The organism is Streptomyces sp. NPDC048172 (assembly GCF_043202595.1).
Lineage (GTDB): Bacteria > Actinomycetota > Actinomycetes > Streptomycetales > Streptomycetaceae > Streptomyces.
The window spans coordinates 1,268,386-1,284,747 of record NZ_JBIDAT010000001.1 but is presented as its reverse complement, the minus strand read 5'-3'; the positions used below and the strand labels follow the sequence as shown (position 1 = coordinate 1,284,747).

At 68.2% G+C, this 16,362-nt stretch carries 16 protein-coding genes and 2 pseudogenes; 6 read left to right on the top strand and 12 right to left on the bottom strand.

From position 1 onward, the window contains the following. Positions 1 to 91 precede the first annotated feature (91 nt). Positions 92 to 733 carry an LAETG motif-containing sortase-dependent surface protein gene (locus tag ACGF3A_RS05905; protein ID WP_393726156.1) on the bottom strand — a complete coding sequence of 214 codons (642 nt, stop codon included), beginning with the start codon at positions 731 to 733 and terminating at the stop codon, positions 92 to 94. A gap of 155 nt (positions 734 to 888) precedes the next feature. Here ACGF3A_RS05905 and ACGF3A_RS05900 point away from each other — a divergent pair, with 155 nt between their 5' ends. Further along, the gene (locus tag ACGF3A_RS05900; protein ID WP_393726154.1) at positions 889 to 1,713 is read left to right on the top strand and encodes a carbohydrate ABC transporter permease; all 825 of its coding nucleotides are present in this window, start codon (positions 889 to 891) and stop codon (positions 1,711 to 1,713) included. Positions 1,714 to 1,750: 37 nt separating this feature from the next. On the opposite strand, the gene ACGF3A_RS05895 is transcribed toward ACGF3A_RS05900, so the two are convergent. From ACGF3A_RS05895 to ACGF3A_RS05885, 3 genes and pseudogenes are all read right to left on the bottom strand, one after another. Then, positions 1,751 to 2,455, bottom strand: coding sequence for a hypothetical protein (locus ACGF3A_RS05895; protein ID WP_393726152.1), 705 nt, complete (start codon positions 2,453 to 2,455; stop codon positions 1,751 to 1,753). A gap of 32 nt (positions 2,456 to 2,487) precedes the next feature. Beyond that, a complete protein-coding gene (locus ACGF3A_RS05890) occupies positions 2,488 to 3,090 on the bottom strand; it encodes an RNA polymerase sigma factor (RefSeq protein WP_393726150.1) in 603 nt (200 codons plus the stop codon). A 551-nt stretch (positions 3,091 to 3,641) separates the two neighbouring features. Then, positions 3,642 to 4,181: pseudogene (locus ACGF3A_RS05885) on the bottom strand (aminotransferase class I/II-fold pyridoxal phosphate-dependent enzyme); the annotation flags it as partial. A gap of 66 nt (positions 4,182 to 4,247) precedes the next feature. Here ACGF3A_RS05885 and ACGF3A_RS05880 point away from each other — a divergent pair. Next, a complete protein-coding gene (locus ACGF3A_RS05880; RefSeq protein ID WP_393727170.1) occupies positions 4,248 to 5,861 on the top strand; it encodes a recombinase family protein in 1,614 nt (537 codons plus the stop codon). 655 nt (positions 5,862 to 6,516) lie between these two features. Here ACGF3A_RS05880 and ACGF3A_RS05875 read toward each other — a convergent pair. Together ACGF3A_RS05875 and ACGF3A_RS05870 are read right to left on the bottom strand one after the other, a co-directional pair. Continuing rightward, positions 6,517 to 6,717, bottom strand: coding sequence for a DUF397 domain-containing protein (locus ACGF3A_RS05875; RefSeq protein WP_393726148.1), 201 nt, complete (start codon positions 6,715 to 6,717; stop codon positions 6,517 to 6,519). Then, the gene (locus ACGF3A_RS05870) at positions 6,714 to 7,529 is read right to left on the bottom strand and encodes a DUF5753 domain-containing protein (protein WP_393726146.1); all 816 of its coding nucleotides are present in this window, start codon (positions 7,527 to 7,529) and stop codon (positions 6,714 to 6,716) included. The genes ACGF3A_RS05875 and ACGF3A_RS05870 overlap by 4 nt, the downstream gene beginning before the upstream one ends. Before the next feature lie 977 nt (positions 7,530 to 8,506). Between ACGF3A_RS05870 and ACGF3A_RS05865 the strand changes: the two are divergent. After that, positions 8,507 to 9,070, top strand: a pseudogene (locus ACGF3A_RS05865) (methyltransferase domain-containing protein); the annotation flags it as partial. Between the two features lie 134 nt (positions 9,071 to 9,204). Here ACGF3A_RS05865 and ACGF3A_RS05860 read toward each other — a convergent pair. Then, positions 9,205 to 10,614 (bottom strand): PLP-dependent aminotransferase family protein, encoded by a 1,410-nt coding sequence (locus ACGF3A_RS05860; protein ID WP_393726144.1) that lies wholly within the window; start codon positions 10,612 to 10,614, stop codon positions 9,205 to 9,207. A 46-nt stretch (positions 10,615 to 10,660) separates the two neighbouring features. On the opposite strand from ACGF3A_RS05860, the gene ACGF3A_RS05855 reads away from it, so the two are divergent. Together ACGF3A_RS05855 and ACGF3A_RS05850 are read left to right on the top strand one after the other, a co-directional pair. Further along, complete coding sequence (locus tag ACGF3A_RS05855; RefSeq protein WP_393726142.1) at positions 10,661 to 11,140, top strand: carboxymuconolactone decarboxylase family protein; 480 nt, start codon at positions 10,661 to 10,663, stop codon at positions 11,138 to 11,140. A 10-nt stretch (positions 11,141 to 11,150) separates the two neighbouring features. Further along, positions 11,151 to 11,666 carry a DUF6368 family protein gene (locus ACGF3A_RS05850; protein WP_393726140.1) on the top strand — a complete coding sequence of 172 codons (516 nt, stop codon included), beginning with the start codon at positions 11,151 to 11,153 and terminating at the stop codon, positions 11,664 to 11,666. A 164-nt stretch (positions 11,667 to 11,830) separates the two neighbouring features. Here ACGF3A_RS05850 and ACGF3A_RS05845 read toward each other — a convergent pair whose 3' ends face one another. The 3 genes from ACGF3A_RS05845 to ACGF3A_RS05835 all read right to left on the bottom strand — a co-directional run bounded on the left by ACGF3A_RS05845 (position 11,831) and on the right by ACGF3A_RS05835 (position 13,706). Then, on the bottom strand, positions 11,831 to 12,409 hold the full coding sequence (locus ACGF3A_RS05845; protein ID WP_393726138.1) for a hypothetical protein: 579 nt from the start codon (positions 12,407 to 12,409) through the stop codon (positions 11,831 to 11,833). Between the two features lie 193 nt (positions 12,410 to 12,602). Next, positions 12,603 to 12,833 (bottom strand): DUF397 domain-containing protein, encoded by a 231-nt coding sequence (locus tag ACGF3A_RS05840; RefSeq protein WP_393726136.1) that lies wholly within the window; start codon positions 12,831 to 12,833, stop codon positions 12,603 to 12,605. Beyond that, entirely contained in the window at positions 12,834 to 13,706 is an 873-nt protein-coding gene (locus ACGF3A_RS05835) for a helix-turn-helix transcriptional regulator (RefSeq protein ID WP_393726134.1), read from the bottom strand. A 282-nt stretch (positions 13,707 to 13,988) separates the two neighbouring features. Here ACGF3A_RS05835 and ACGF3A_RS05830 point away from each other — a divergent pair, with 282 nt between their 5' ends. Then, positions 13,989 to 14,480, top strand: a complete 492-nt coding sequence (locus ACGF3A_RS05830) for an ATP-binding protein (protein ID WP_393726132.1) — start codon at positions 13,989 to 13,991, stop codon at positions 14,478 to 14,480. Here ACGF3A_RS05830 and prcB read toward each other — a convergent pair. Both prcB and ACGF3A_RS05820 read right to left on the bottom strand, forming a co-directional pair. Next, positions 14,461 to 15,321 (bottom strand): proteasome subunit beta, encoded by an 861-nt coding sequence (prcB, locus tag ACGF3A_RS05825; RefSeq protein ID WP_393726130.1) that lies wholly within the window; start codon positions 15,319 to 15,321, stop codon positions 14,461 to 14,463. The two genes, ACGF3A_RS05830 and prcB, sit on opposite strands and share 20 nt — an antisense overlap. Before the next feature lie 84 nt (positions 15,322 to 15,405). Beyond that, positions 15,406 to 16,341: a LysR family transcriptional regulator gene (locus ACGF3A_RS05820; protein ID WP_393726128.1), complete on the bottom strand. Its 936-nt coding sequence runs from the start codon at positions 16,339 to 16,341 to the stop codon at positions 15,406 to 15,408. Positions 16,342 to 16,362 lie beyond the last annotated feature (21 nt).

Here is a 16,362-nt window from a genome sequence, read left to right as displayed (position 1 = left end):
GCCTGAGGACTCAGAACATGCCGCGCCCGGCGGCCGGGTGGGGCGGGCCGCCGGGCAGATGATTCCGCAGGATCGGACGGGGGTGTCGGTCCTACGAGGAGCGGCGCTTGCGGGCGAAGGCCACGAGGGCACCGCCGAGAACGACCACGGCGGCCGCGATACCGGCGACCATCGGGGTGTTGCTGGAACCGGTCTCGGCCAGGTCCTCACCGCCACCCGTCTGCGGCTTGGCGGCCGGGGCGCTGCTGGAGGTCTCCGGCGAGCTCGGCGCGGGCTTCTCCCCGCCACCCTCGCTCTCGCTCGGCGAGGCGCTGGTGGACGCGCTCGGCGAGGGGGCGGTGGTCTCCGACTCGCTCGGCGACGGCGAGGGCGACTCGGTCTCGCACACCGGCGAGCTCTTCGAGTCCTCCCACGAGAACTTGTCGTCGTCCCCGGCCGTCACCTTGACGCTGACCGGAAGCTCCTTGCTGTGCTTCGGCAGGTCGATCTTCTTGTGGAACTCGCCCTTGAAGGACGTGTGCAGCAGGGACTTGTCACCGGCGGTGATGGTGAGCTTGTTGTCGTCGTCCTTGCTGTAGTTGGTCAGATCGACCGAGACCGCGTAGCAGTCCACCGACCAGTCCTTGCTGTGGGCCTGGGCGGGAGTCGCGGCTATCGCCGTGCCGAGGAAAGCCGCCGCCCCCGTCGCCACGATCGCCGTCGACCGCTGCCACCTTCGGCGCAGTGCTGTCATGTTCTTCCTTCCAGTAGGGCCACGCCGTGCGGAGAGCACACACGGCGGCGACAGCACGGTACTCCCCTCAGCCACGCGAAACACAACGACCCCGGAATATCCCGCTGTTACCTCCCAACGATCACTTGTCGTGCGACGTCGCAGCGGGGGTCCGCATGAAGCGGAAGACGCGGCAGAGGCTGGCCGCCGACGCCGGACTGCTGATCGTCGCAGCGGCGTTCATCGTGCCCCTGGCCTGGCTTCTCCTCGCCTCCGTGGACGCCGAGGCGACGCTGCGCGTACGGCCGCCGGAGTCCGCGACCCTCGACAACTTCTCGGCGGTCCTCACCGACGAGATCACCTTCACGCCGATGCGGAACAGCCTCGTGCTGTGCGGGGGCGCGACGGCGCTCACCGTGGCGTGCGCCGCACTGGCGGCGTATCCGCTCTCCCGCTTCCGCTCCCGCTTCAGCCGCCCGTACCTGCTCGGCATCCTCTTCACGACGTGCCTGCCGGTCACGGCCGTGATGGTGCCCGTCTACGGGCTCTACGTGCAGATCAACCTCATCGACACCATGTACGGCACCGCGCTCTTCCTCGCGGCCTCGCAACTCCCGTTCGCCGTCTGGCTGATGAAGAACTTCATGGACGGCGTGCCGGAGGTCCTGGAGGAGGCCGCCTGGACCGACGGCGCGTCCTGGTTCCAGTCCCTGATCCGCGTCATCCTCCCCCTCATGGGCCCCGGCATCGCGGTCGTCGGCATCTACAGCTTCGTGATGATGTGGGGCAACTTCTTCGTCCCCTTCATGCTCCTCCTGAGCCCCGACCAACTCCCGGCCTCCGTCAGCATCTTCACCTTCTTCGGCAACTACGGAGCGGTCGTCTACGGCCAGCTCGCCGCCTTCTCCATCCTGTACTCGACGCCGGTGATCCTGCTGTACGTCCTGATCTCCCGAAAGCTGGGAGGGGGTTTCGCCTTGGGTGGGGCGGTGAAGGGGTAGGCCGTTCCTTTCGGATCATCCGATCGCGAGTCTGGTCTCACGCTGCCGGAGATGCGCCGGTATTCCCCAGATCGTTCACCCGCTCGGTGCGCTGCGTGAGCGTGTCGACTCGCTCTCTGGCACCGGCGATCGCCTGGCCGACGCCGTCGCGGTGGTGCTCAAGTGCCTCAAGGGTGCTCTTGGCAACGGCCATGAGGCGCGCGGCCTCGGAACTGAGCGTGTCCTTCCGCTGTTGCGCGTTCCTGTGCGCCTCCTTGGCGAGCGCCTCCGCGTGCTTGACGGCTGCGGTGCGCATCCTGTCTGCCCAGTTCCTGGCCTCCGCCACCAGCCGCTCGGCATCCGCCTCGGCTTCTTCACGCAGTTGTGCGGCGTGTGCCACAGCGGCCTCCATCATCTCCGCGGCAGAGGCGTGGACGTCACCGGCATCATCCGTGCGGTCGGGCGCGGGGACCAGGTCGAGAGCGCATGGTCGGCCGGGCAGGTCGTCCGGCAGCCGGCCCTCGCGGATCCCTGCCAGGATTCGTTCGGCGCTCGTCACGCCGTATCGAGCTGCCTGCTCCAGCCGCTCCCTGGCCTGGTCCTGCGCCCCGCGAGCCAGGTGCTCCATACCCAGTGCATAGGCGTCAAGACCCACCTCGGCGCGGTCGGCGACCCGGTCCAACGTCTCCAGCTCGTCGGGGGTGGCCTGCTCAAGACTGGCCATGACCGCGGCGAAACCCGTGGCAAGCTCCTGCTCGGGCATGCGGCGGTCGTCGTTTCCTGCACTGGCGCGGGTCAATTGGCCACCTTCCGGAACTTGACGGGGGCCGTCGGCCCGTACGAAGCCAGGGCGGGTGCGCTGCGGAGCTTGATCAACGCTCGCTTCCTGAGGTTCTTCACGCCCCCCAGGCTGATTCCCATGAGCACTGCGGCTTCGCCGAGCCTCAGTCCGTCGACGTACTGGAGGTGCAGTGCCTCACGTTGCCGGAAGGTGAGACATGACAGAGCCCTCCTCAGGTCTACTCGACAGTCGACCATCTGGAACTCGTCGCGCCGGGACTTCATGCTGTCGGCCAACGCCCCGAGATCTTCCCCGGCCATGGGAGGCGGTTGCCTTTTGCGCTGTTGGCAGAAGTCTGCGATGCGTAGACGCGCGATATGGAACAGGAAAGCTCCCAGCGACGTGTTCAACTCCGGCTGGCGAAGGTCACACCAGCGAAAGAAGGTCCGCCAAGTCTCCTGGCAGACGTCATGTGCCTCGTCACCTCCGATACGACGGGCCACGAATTTCCGCAACTTCGGCTGCTGCTGCTCGTAGAAGTCGGACCAGGCTTTGTTCCGCCGTTCGTCACAGGAAGCCCGTCGGCGTCCGCTCTCCTCTGCTGGGGCGTGGTTCACCGGCTCCCACTCTCCACGTGCCAGGGCGCCGAAGCCTTCTGGACGCTGGCGGCTGTCAGGGAGGCATCGAGATCGAGCAGCCACTGGTGGCCATTGATCTCGTACCGCACCCGCAGCCCCGCCGGCCAGCGGCCACTCGCCGCGAACGCCCTGGCCACGTCAGCCGTCGCCCTGCGCTTCTCTCTGACCTGCGCCACTCGGCCCCGCGCCGCGATCGCTGCGACCCCCGTCAAAAGCCATGCCATCGCTGCCACGACCTCGCCGGGGAATGTCGGGTCCAGCACTCTCGATCACCACCATTGCCTCGCGCCGTCCACTGTCACCGCCTACATCCGGTGGCGCTCCAGAATCGGGTACTCACCAAGAGCGTTCCGCTGTTTCATGTGCCGTGTGCGCGCGCCGGGGGCGTACGCCTGGTTGTGCGCCCTGACTCATGCCCAGGGCCCCTGGGCCGGGACATCGCACGGCATCGCCACTCGTGGCTGGGCGCACCCGCGCGGCGGAGCCGCACATCGGCACAGGGCCGCGCCCCTGGGGGGGCACGTCTCTCGTCACGTGGCCGCCGGGAGCGCCCGGCACAGGGCTTCCAGGGCGGAGGCGTAGGCGTGGTCCGGAGGGGTCGCGTAGCCGACGACCAGGCCGTCGGCGTGCGGCATCGTCGCGCCCGCGTGACGGAAGGACGCGAGGCCGTCGACGGCGACCCCCTGCCAGGCGGCGGCCTTCAGCGCGGTCGGCTCCGTCCCCAGCGGCAGCCGCAGCACCGCGTGCAGCCCCGCCGCGATGCCCGTCACCTCGACGTGCGGGGCATGCGCGGCGAGCGCGGCGGTGAGCTGGTCGCGACGGCGGCGGTAGCGCTGCCGCATGCGCCGCACGTGCCGGTCGTACTGCCCCGAGGCGAGGAACTCGGCGAGCGTGAGCTGATCCGGCACGCTCGCCCACGCCTCACGCTCGCCCTTGACGGCGACCACGGGCCCGACGAGGTGCTCGGGCAGCACCATCCAGCCCAGCCGGAGCGCCGGGCTGAGGCTCTTGCTGACCGAGCCGAGGTAGACGATCCGTTCGGGGTCCAGTCCCTGTACGGCGCCGACCGGAGTGGGTCCAACACCAGGGGATCTATTCGGTTGCGGGCCGTTCCCGCAGGTCGGAAGGTTGTAGGCATGGGGGTTCGTGAGGAAGAGAAGGACAACAGGCCGGAGGTTGATCTCCTGCTGCGGAAGTCCAAGATCGTCCGCGAGGGGGAACGTGCTCTGTCGCTCCGTGCTCAGGAGGAGCGGGGGCGGAGCTGGGCGGACGCCAACGGGTACCGGGTGCGGAAGGTCTGGAAAGAGAACCTGTCGGCCTGGAGCGACGTAGAGCGGCCGAAGTACGACGCGGCAATGGCGGCTGTCCTCAACGGGGAGGTTCCCGCGCTGTGGTGCTATGCGCTGGACAGGTTCAGCCGGAAGGGCGCTGAGGCAGTAGTCCCCATCCTCGGAAAGGCCCGCGTGATCTTCGACTATGAAGATCTCGACTCCATGAACGAGCGTGACCGGCGGTGGATCATTGATCGTGCCGAGAATGCCCGCGAGTACTCTGTCCGGCTCTCCTACAACGTTCGGCAGACGAAGAATCGTCAGAGGAATGAGGGCCGGTGGCTTTCTCGTGCCCCGTTCGGATTGATTGCCGACAAGGTAACGCGCAAGCTGTCGCCCAACCGGGAAAAGGTCGCGGGTAAGACGTATTGCCCGTGGGATCTCATCGTGCGCATCTTCACTTCCATAGCTGAGGGCGTCTCTGCACGCGGACTTGCCCGCCAGTTCAATTCCGAGGGGATAAAGTCGGCCACTGGGAAGGGGTGGCGGGCTGACGTGATTCGGGCGATTGTTATTCACCCGGCGTATGAGGGTTGGCTCACTGTCAGTCCGGGTGGGAAGTCGCACAAGGCCCCTCAGTTGTATTACAACCCCGCCGGGGAACGCGTTCAGGTAGCGGCCGATATGCAGGAGATGATTCCCGCTGATCTCGCGGAGCGGGCGCGTAGGGTGCTGAGCGGTCATCAGATCCTGCCCCGGAAGTCGCGCCCCGGCAGGCCTTCGAGGCTGCTCGTCGGCCGTCTCGTCTGTGCGCATTGCGATCACGCCATGCGCACCGAGGGCAAGTCATACAACTGCCAAATGCGTGCGGTGTGCGGTGACTGTCCGTCCCCCGCTTCGGCATGGTGCACTGCGATCGAGAACTACGTGATGATGCGGTGGCTGGCCCGGTTCACGAACACGAGCCCTACAGACCCGCTGCTGCGTATCGTCGCAGAACGCTGGGATTCCCTCACGCGCCCTCAAGAGACGAAGGAGCACCAGGACGCCATAGCGGCCGTGAAAGCGGCTGAGGCGGCGATCGAGCAGCTCGCAGATGATCGCGCCGCTGGGCTCTACGCGGGGGCCATGGGGAAGCACTTCCCGCGCCTGGTCCAGGATGCTGAAGCGAAATTGACTGTGGCTCAGGAACGCGCTGAAAAACTCTCAGATCACGGTTCTGTCGATATCGCCTGGTTGCTCAATCCTCTGTGGACTCAACGCAAGTGGCAGGATGCGGGCCCGGAATTGAAGCGTGATCTCATCGGGCTGGCTATCGACCGGATCACGGTTACCCGTGCACCGAAACGGGGTGTGCGATTCAACGGCTGGGACCGTGTGGAAATAACCTGGGCCGACGGGGCGGCTGACTACGCTTACCCGGCGTTCCGGGAGGGTGTCCTTAAGGACTTGTGGGAATGGCGTCCCTCAGCTGCTTAGCGGGCTCGGCGTCCGGTGGCATGGAACTTGGCCCCTGCCCGTATTGGACAGTCACCACAGACCGCACGCCACAGCGAGAGGGCAAGTCATGCGGGCTGGCGCGCGTGTGGCTCGCCGCACCACCCCGCCGCGCCAACCACGCCATTTGCTCTTCATGAGGCGCGGTGCCGGTCGTCGCACCGCGATCACGCGGTCTCGCGCCGTGAAGCACGCGAGCTGCTGCCCCCCGCGCCCCGGGGCTGATCGCCTCGGAGAGTGCCCGACACGAGGCTGAGCCCGAAGAGGTGGGCGAAACGCCAACGGCCGACCGCGCCGGGCTCGGATTGGCGACGGCACGAGCTGGGGGCGTAGCTTCTGGCGGCTCAAGGGCTCCTGCAACGCGTCCGGGCGGCGTGCCGCCCGGACCGGACCGGCCGTCAGGCCGCACGCCGGTCCGGAGCGGCAGGAGCCGCCCGGACGGCGCGCCGCAGGCGCGCCCTTGAGTAAGTGAAGAAGAGTTACACCGATCCGGTCTCGGCGCCGGTTCGTCGTGTCCGTGGTCGTCGGGGCGTTCGGCCGGAACGGGGCTTCGCCCCTTCCTCGTCGGGGCGTGGGCTTCGTCGGCTCAGCGCTCCTCCCGTGGGGTCGATCACGGAGCGGGGGCCGCTGGCGTGACCTACAGCTCCCCGCGCTGCACGGCAGAGACGAAGACCGCGAACGCCTCGGTGCACGGCGTCAGTTCCGGCCCATCGGGCATCTTGGAGTCGCGCACAGGGACGGATCCGGTTATGGCGTCGGCGGGTGCCCACTCAAGGCACTGCCCCCCATCCCCGCTGCTGTAGCTGGACTTGACCCACGTACGGGGCGTGTTGCTCATTCCGTGTACTCCTTGCTCGCTTCGCGCAGTGCGCAGAGGGTCTTCTCAGGTGACAGGGCGTCAGCTCGCAGCCGCTCGTACCGCTCGTGTCCGGTGCGCACCATGGACGCTGAATCGATCACGCGCCCGATACCTTGCGCCTCGGAGTACAGCACAGGGGCGGCATCGTCGTCGTCATCGAACGTGAGCAGCGTAAACGGCTCGGCCGCGCTCGGTGCACCCGAGTCGTACGGGAGCACCTGGAGGACGATGTTCGGGCTCTCGGCCAACTGCGCGAGATGCTCCATCTGCCTGGCCATGGCTGCTCGGCCGCCGACCTGCCGATGTATGACGGCCTCGTCGAGCACGACCCACAGCAGCGGCGGCACTTCCCTCTCCATCACGCCCCGGCGCTGGAGACGAAGAGCAACCTTCTCCTTGATCTGCTCCGCGTTGAAGCGCGGATTCGCTGCCTTGAACAGCGCTGCTGCGTACTCAGGGGTCTGGAGTATGCCCATCGCCAGGAACGGTGAGAAGTCGAGGATCTGACTGGCTCGCTCTTCAAGTCTCAGGTACGGGACGAACCACTCGGGATGCCCGTACTCAGAGATTCGCGTCAGCATCCGCTCGAAGTATCCAGAGGTCTTGAAGAAGTCGTCACAGCCTCGCGCGAAGTGCGGGCTCGCCAGTGCCTTCCCGTGCTTCACCTTGGACACGTAGGGCGGCTTGTAGCCCGTGGCTGCCGCTAGTTGCTGGCCCGTCGCTCCGACGTGCTCTAGGGCGGCGTCTACCTCACGCCCGAACCATTCCAGTCCGTTCGCTGGCTCGCTCATGCGTTCAACTCCCCTTGTTTCCAAAGTCGTTGGAAACCGAATTCCTCTTCTCAGCGCGACTGACAGTGAACACGATGCGTATGGAACCAGTAACCCCCTAGTAGAGGTACCCCGATGGCTGCGACCCCTGACGTCCACAACGATCCGAAGACCACATCTGGCCTGGAAGCACAGCACGAAGAGTCCAGCACCGACGTCCTGCGTCTACCTCTAGTGACGGATGGTCACCTGTCGTCCACGACGGAACGAGCACAGGAGCATGATCAGCCTCCGGAGCCCGTCGCATGACTGAGACGAGCCGCATGACTCTGCGAGTGATGACGGTCGGCCCGGACGGCACTCGGCAGCAGGGGCGGACGAAGCGGGTCGTCGTTGATCGGGACAAGGCTGATGCTGCCGCAGTGCCGACGAATCCATGCAACTACCCGGCATGTCAGTGCGAGCGGCACCGCAGAAGCAAGACCGGCGATGAATCCAATGATCTCCCTGCCCGTTCCATTCCCCGGGCAGGGTTCCCGCTCTCGCCGTTGCGACGGTGACGGCTAGAGCGGAGAGCCCCAACTCCGGTGCTGGGGCGTTCCGGGGTTGGGGCGTCCATCCGACTCAAGAATCCGGGGGCACGCCAATGCGGCAGATATGCGCGGTGATCGTTGCCGTCTTTGTTGTCGGTGGTGCGCTCGTTTGGGCGCTAGTGAGTACAGCGCCGTACTGATCTTCCGTTCTGGTCCCTCCACGGGGACAAGGAGCGGCGCAAGTGCCAGTCTCGATCTGTAGGAGGAAGCAATGCGACTCAACACACAGCCTTGCGGTTCGGTACCCGGCGAACCGTGGCCCGGTCCCCCGCAGGAGCCGACCCCCGATGGCGGGCCCGGCGTGCCGAACCCGCCAAAGAGCATCCGGTGACTGCCGAGACTCGTCCCACGCTGGATGAGCTGGGGCAAGCCTTGGTGACGGGCGGCGCCCTGTCTTCCGACTGGATGAACGCGTTCGTGGCGGTGCCTCGCTCCGCCTTCCTGCCTGACCTGATGTGGCCCTTCGACATGGACACGGGAGAGTGCTTCCCGGTCTCCATGGCAGAGGACCCGGACACGTGGGTCCGGTACGCCGACGCTGACATGCCGATCGTCACTCAGTGGGACGACGGCCAGCACACGGGCACCGCGCCCGGAAGGTCGTCCACTAGCTCCGCGAGCATGCCGTCTGTCGTGTTCCGGATGCTGTCCGACCTTGCCCCGGAGCCCGGGGACAAGGTGCTCGAAGTCGGCACGGGTCCCGGCTGGGATGCGGCGCTTCTGGCGCACAGAGTCGGGGCACACAACGTCGTCACGGTCGAGGTTGACCCGGTGGTGGCAGCTCAAGCGCGGGCGGCGCTGGACCGTGTGGGGTCCCTGGTGCACGTGATCACCGGCGACGGGTTCGAGGGATGCAAGGAAGGAGCGCCATACGACCGGATCATGGCCACGTGCGGCCTGCGGCACATCCCGTTCGCGTGGGTGCAACAGAGCCGACCTGGAGCGGTCATCGTGACACCCTGGGGGACCCACTACAGCAACGGTGACGCCGTGGCCCGGCTGGTCGTCGCAGATGACGGCGAGAGCGCGTCAGGGGCGTTCACGGGCCCGGTCCAGTTCATGAAGCTCCGGGCACAGCGAGCGGCCCCGGTGATCCATGAGGACTACGTCCCCGACGGCGTCGGCGGAGCTGACCTGTCGTCAACTTCCCTTGGTGAGAGCCACATTGTCACCGATCGGTTCGCTCCCTCCCGCTTCGCGCTCGGGCTGCGCGTGCCTGCGTGCGTCCAGGTAGACGCCGTGAAGGTCAACGGGGCGCGTCCGGTGTGGCTGTACGGGCGCACGGACCGGTCCTGGGCGTGCGTCATGTTCCAGGACGGGCAGGACAAGGCAGCCGTATGGCAGTCGGGACCGCGACGACTGTGGGACGAAGCCGAAGCGGCATACCGCTGGTGGAACGGCAAGGGAAGACCAGGGTTCGAGCGGTTCGGGCTCACCGTCACGGCGGAAGGGCAAACCGCATGGCTGGACGATCCAGCGGAGTCCTGGGCCGTGTGATGTGCCGCTGACAGACGGAGCCCCGTCCGTGCGCTGCCCTCGTGGCGCATGGGCGGGGCTTCCGCATGCGCCCTGACCTGCTGACGCGTGAGTTGCCTGGGTGTAGGGTCCACCGGCTCGCGGTCGTAGCGGAACTCGCCGTCGTAGTCGTCCTCCAGGAGCAGCCCCTCGTGCGTACGGGCCCAGTCCACGGCGGCGTTGCGCCGCTCGGGGTGGAGGGGGCCGCCGGTCGGGAACTGGTGCGCGGGTGTGAGGAGCGCGGCGCGCACCCGCCCCAGGGAGGCGAGTTCGCCGGTACGCGCCCCGTACTCGTCGAGCGCCAGCGGCACCGTACGGACGCCCGACTCCTCCAGGACGCCGTGGTGGAACGTCAGCCCGTACGACTCGACGGCGAGCGGACCGCGCAGCACGCCGCCGCCGAAGAGGAGCCGCAGCGCGTGCACCACGCCGGAGCAGATGACGATCCGCTCCGGCGTGGTGCGTACGCCGCGCGCCCGCGCCAGATACTCCGCGAGCGCCTCGCGCAGCTCATGCCGCCCCTGCGGGTCACCGGGGCCGAACGCCTCGTGGGGCGCGGCGTTCAGCGCCCGGCGCGCGGCGGCGAGCCAGGGGGCGCGGGGGAACGAGGCGGCTTCGGGCTGCCCCTGCCGCAGGTTGTGCACGGGCCCGCGCGGCGCCCCTTCCGCCCCCTCCCGTACGGGCGCCCGCTTCGGCACCCGTACCGGCCGGGGCGGCGCGGCGCGCTCCGCGACCCGCGTCCCCGAGCCCTGACGGGCCACGAGCCATCCCTCGGCGACGAGTTCGGCGTAGGCGGAGGCCACGGTGTTACGGGCGAGACCGAGGTCGGCGGCGAGCGAACGGTACGGGGGCAGCCGGGTGCCGGGCGCGAGCCGCCCCTCGCGGACGGCGTCCCGCAGCGCGCCGGTCAGCGCGGCCTGGCGACTGCCGCTCTCCGGCAGCCGCAACGGGAGATCGGCCCCGCCGAGCTCGGCGGAATTGACCCAGGATTCCGACATGAAAGTGAACTCTACCGAGGGTCTTTCACTCCGTAGATTCATGGCCATGACGAACAGCGACACACGCTCAAGGATCAACTTCGCCAAGGCCGCCCCGAAGGCGTTCAAGGCCCTCATCGGCTTCGACGCCGCCGCCCGCGAGGGCCTCGACCCGGCACTGGTCGAACTGGTGCAGATCCGCGCCTCCCTCCTCAACGGCTGCGCGTACTGCCTCCACATGCACACCGGCGACGCCCGTAAGGCGGGCGAGAGCGAGGAGCGGCTGCACATGGTCGGCGTCTGGCGCGAGGCCCCGCACTTCTTCTCGCAGAAGGAGCAGGCGGCACTCGCCCTCACCGAGTCCGTGACCCGCCTCGGCGAGGGCGGCGTCCCCGACGGCGTCTACGCCCGCGCCGCCCAGTACTTCGACGAGGAGGAGCTGGCCCGCCTGCTGGCCCTGATCTTCACCATCAACACCTGGAACCGCATCGCCCTGAGCACCGCCAAGATCGCGGGCGAGGACGAGAGGGCGACCGTGGCTCGCTAGGCTCCGGGCCATGAGCGGACCGGTACTGTCGATCGAGCTGGCCCATACCGTCCCCGGCCCGGCGCTTCAGACCCTCCGCGACCTCCTGACCCGTTCCTCGTCGGGGTTCGAGGAGACGCGGGCCGGCGAGTACGCCCTGCACATCCGGGCGGAGAGCCTAGGCATCCGGCCCACCGGGGACGTAGACGGCCGACGCCCCTTCCTGGTCTCCGTCCACGAGGCTGAGCACGCCGATGAGGCGGCCGACCCGGAGCCCCGCATCGGCTTCACCCCGACCCACGCCGTCGACGTCGTGGCCTTCTGCAACAGCCCGGTCGACCACGCCGTCACGGCCCTGCTCACCGCAGCGGTCATGGACGTGGTGGGCGGCGTCGCCACCGCCGAACTCAGGGAGGACCAGCTGCCCCTCGTGGCGGAACTCCCGGGCTTCCTCGCCACGACGCCCACCCCCTGGCCCACCGCGTACGGCTCGGCGGAATTCCTCAGAGCCTGGGCCCGAACACCCGGCTTCCACCTGCTGAAGTAACCGGAACCGAGTGGTTAGCGGTGCACCGTCAGTGTTGCCCTCAGCGCACTCGACGCTCGCCGAACAGCTCGCTCGACTGGGCGGTGCCGGGAACTGCCCACTGTCGAGCCGACATCGCCCCTTCCACGTACCCCCGGTACTCCCCTGGGGTTCGAGGCCGCCAGCTACGCCGTATTCAGCTGTCCATCCAAAGCACCGCGAGCGATGGCAACGAACTCCTTGTGGGCAGCGATGAAGTCCATACCGTTCTCGTGACACGCCGACGATCGCTCCCCCAAGGAATCGTCGTTTGTTACGTGAACACGCGCGTACTCACGCACGTTCACAACGAGAGCCGACAGCCGTCGAACCAATGCCTGCGCAGCCTCAGCAACACCTTCAGGCCCTTCGAGCATGACCGCATGGCTCGCTGCCTCAGCAGTCTTGAAGAGTTGCCGGATCTCCCTCAGCGACTGTTCGTCCTCACCCGAACCTGGCGCGATCCTGCTTAAGTGCCGGTAATGCTCTTGATTGGCTCGGTCTGCAGCGCTCAAGGCTTCAAGAAACGCCAGATACGTGCCATGTCGACGCTCTCGAAGCCACCTCATGCTCTCTACTCGCCACTCGTGCTCCTGCGTCTGCCGAAGCGCGGCGTTCTGAGCGACTTCGCGACGTCGCTCGGAGCGGGCTGTTATGACGGCCGTGAGGATCGCACCCACAGCGGTACCGAATACGCTCACCAAGGAGACCAGAACAGTGTCCATGCCCGTCAGGCTGCGGCCTCGTCGGGCAGCGAGGGTAGGGGTCGGCAGACGTGCGAGGGCGCGCTGTGCCGCGGCGGCGCCCTGCACCTTTCTCCCGGTTCGGCCTCGACCAGCACGCCTCGCGCCCCGCTTCCTACAGTGCGCCCCCACCGGGGGCGGCTCCCAGGCGCGGAATGCAGCGAGAGGCAGGACCTCACTCCGTGAAGTGGTCGAAGGCTCCCGCCTTCGCGCCCGCGAGGAAGGCCGCTATCTCCGTACGGCTGTAGACGTGCGGGGGCTGGTCCGGCCGTTTGGAGTCGCGGAGGGCGATGAAGTCGCCGATGGCGCCGACCTCCACGCAGTTGTCGTGTCCGCCGCTAAAGGGGCTCTTCTCCCAGGTGACGTCGGAGAAGTCCAGGTCGGCGGGGTCCGGCTTCTTACTCACTCACAGCTCCTTGATCATCTTTCTGAAGTAGCTGCGGGTCTCGGGTGGGCCCAGGGCGCAAGCCCGCAGGTGATCGAAGATCTCGGTACAGCGCGCCACTTCCTCCGGCCCGTCGAAGTACACCGAGTTGGGGCCATTCTCCACCCACACCACTTCGGGGTTGGGGTCAGGGAAATCCATGAGGACGAACGAGCCATACAGCCCAGGGTGCAATCCGGCCGACAGCGGAAGGAGCTGGACCTGGATGTTGGTCTGCCTTTCGACGGACAGGAGATGGTTCAGTTCCTCCTTGAGGAACCCTGGAGTGCCCTCCAGCCGACGAAGCGCCGCCTCGTCGAGCACCGCCCACAGCTTTGCGGCGCCCTCGCCCTCAAGAAGCCGCTTGCGGGACATCCTGACCTTCACCAGCGCTTCGATCTCCTTGGGCTTCAGATCGAAGCGCATCGCGGTGATCACCCGGCGGGCGTACTCCTCGCTCTGAAGCAGCCCGGGAATCAGGCCAGGCTCGTAGTTGCGCAGGGATGTCGCGCTGGATTCCAGCGACAGGTAGCCGCCGTACTGGCTGGTGTTGATGACGGCCGAATACTTGCGCCACCACTGCTGCCGTTGCGCCTGGTCCGCGCGCACCAGGTCCAGTATGTCGTCCCGCTCTGACGCGTCTTCGACTCCGTAGCAGTCGAGCATCGCCTTCACGAGCACCGGAGTGGTGCCCCGGTCGCCGGACTCGATCCTGCTGAGCGATCCCTGGTTGATCTCCAGAGCCTGAGCGACATCGGCCATGGTCAGCTCGGCATCTTCCCTCAACTCCTTGAGTCGTGCGGAGAGTTGCCGACGGTAGACCGACTTCAGAGCTGGGTTCCGCTTCGACGCCATGCGATCAGTGTGACGCCACTCAAGGGCCTGGACAAGCAATATGGGGGAACTTCGGATGGACATGTTGCCCATGCCGATCCACGCGTGCAACATGTCAACAGTCGCGCTTCGTATCGACATGGCAACGAGACGTGATGACTGTCCCTGCTGACCATCGGCCCTCGCCCAACACGGCGGCCGTCCGGCGCAGCAGCCGAGGATCCGTGAGCGGCGAGCCCCGCTCGGCCGTACTTGCATACGTACGCGGCCAGAGGCTCCGCCCCGTGCCAGGGAGTTGAGCGAATGCCTGTCGATCGTCCTGTCACCCCGCCGCAACATGCCGCATGCGGCTACTACCTGATCTCCCAAGAAGACGGCTTCGTCCTGCACATGAGCTGCAGCCACGAGCGTCTGAGCGCCCTGCGTTCGCTGGTCATCAAGACCGTCACCGGCGCGGGCGTCGGTGACACGGTCGCCGACTGTGCCGAGCTCGTCACCAGTGAGCTGGTCGGCAACGCCGTGCGCGCCTGCGGCCCTTGGGCGCCCGTCGTCGTCCGCCTGGCGGTGGACGGGGGTGCCGTGCTCGTCGAGGTCCACGACCCTGACCGTGCCGCCCTGCCCGCAAGGGGGGCGACGGCGCCGGACGACGCGACGAGCGAGTCAGGGCGCGGTCTCTGGATCCTCGACTCCCTCGCACCCGGGTGGACGGTGCGGCTCACGTCCCTGGGCAAGCGGATCGCTTGCCGTCTGCCGTACGCCGCCGGCCACCCCGGCGTCAGACCAGTGGCGCCGTAGGTCCGTCCGGGGAGTCGGCGCGGCCCTCCAGGACCGTGCGGGCGATGGTGGCGACCTCGTCGTCGGGGAGGCGGCGGTAGCCGGAGTCGGTGACGAGGGCTACGAGGGGGAAGAGGCGGCGGGTGAGGTCGGGGCCGCCGGTGGCGGAGTCGTCGTCCGCCGCGTCGTAGAGCGCCTGGACGGCGGCCGTGACGACGTCGCGCTCGGCCATGCCGGGGCGGTACAGCTTCTTGAGGGCGCCCCGCGCGTACACCGAGCCGGAGCCCGTGCCCGCGAAGTCCCGCTCCTCCGTGCGGCCCCCGGTCACGTCGTAGGTGAAGATGCGGCCCTTGCCCTCGCCCACGTCGTAGCCAGCGAAGAGGGGGACGACGGCGAGGCCCTGCATGGCCATGCCGAGGTTGCCGCGGATCATCGTGGTGAGGCGGTTCGCCTTGCCGTCGAGGGAGAGCTGGGTGCCCTCCACCTTCTCGTAGTGCTCCAGCTCCAGCTGGAAGAGGCGGATCATCTCGACGCCGAGGCCGGCCGTCCCGGCCATGGCGACGGCGGAGTGCTCGTCGGCGGGGAAGACCTTCTCGTACTCGCGGTGGGCGATCACGTTGCCCATCGTCACGCGGCGGTCGCCCGCGACCAGGACCCCGTCCTCGTACACCGCGGCGATGATCGTCGTGCCGTGCGGCGCCTCGAAGCCGCCGTGCGCGGACGGCAGTCCGGCGGCGCGCTCCGAGGGCAGCAGGTCCGGCGCCTGGGCGGACAGGAAGTCGAGGAACGACGACGAGCCCGCCGTCAGGAAAGCGGGCGGCAGACCGCCGACCCCGTACGGACCGTTCTCGCTACCAGCCATGCGAACCCCTCCCCGTGCGGGCCCGCGCGCGGGCGCACAAGTTCGATCTCCCCTGCCCGCGCACACTACCCCGGTCCACGGGGATTACTCCGGATCCGAATCCGCCACCGCCTCCGCGAAGGCCCGCAGCAGCGCGGTGTCGCCGCCCTTCGGCCAGACCAGCGCGAGTTCGGACGGCGGCAGGCCCTCGACGGGCACGAAGGCCACGTCCTTACGGGCGTGCGTCTCGGCCGTCGGGCGGCACAGCAGCATCCCGCCCCGGCCTGCGGCGGCCGTCGCCAGGCCCTCCTGGAGCGTGGTGACGCGCGGGCCGCGCGGCACGGCGCGGCCGCCCGGCGTGACGCGCGGCGCCTGGTGGTCGCGCCAGTACGGCGGGGAGGGCTCGGCGGAGGCGATCAGCGGGCACTCGGCCAGCTCCTCGGCCGAGAGCGCGGACCGCGCCGCGAGGGGGTGCCGGACGGAGACCGCGAGGGTCCACGGCTGCCGCTCGAAGCGCGGGCCCACCTCCAGGTCGGGTTCGCAGACGGGCAGCAGCACGATCGCCGCGTCCACCTCGCCCCGCCGCAGAGGGCCGAAGGGGTCGGCCATCGTCACCTCCGTCACCGTCGACTCCGCCCCCGGGTGCCGGGCGTGGAGGAGGCCGAGGGCCTCCGTCATCCGGGAGTTGCCGCTGCCCAGGAAGCCGAGGCGCAGCTCGCCCACCACGCAGCGCGCCGCGGTGCGCGCGTCGTCCACGGCCGCCGCCAACTCCGCGTACGCGGGCCGCAGCCGGTCCAGGAAGCGGTGCCCGAGGGGGGTCAGCGCGACGGTTCTGCTCGTACGGTCGACGAGGCGCGCGCCGACGCGGCTCTCCAGGGAGCGCAAGAGCTGACTGACCCTGCTCTGGGAGACGTACAGGCGATCCCCCGCACGGCCGAAGTGCAGCTCCTCGGCAAGGACCAGAAAGCACTCCAACTCCCTGATCTCCAGCGAGCGGACCTCGGCCGCAGTACCCACGCTTCCTCCTCCGGCGGTCGCCATCGTTGAGTCCCGCTCATGGAA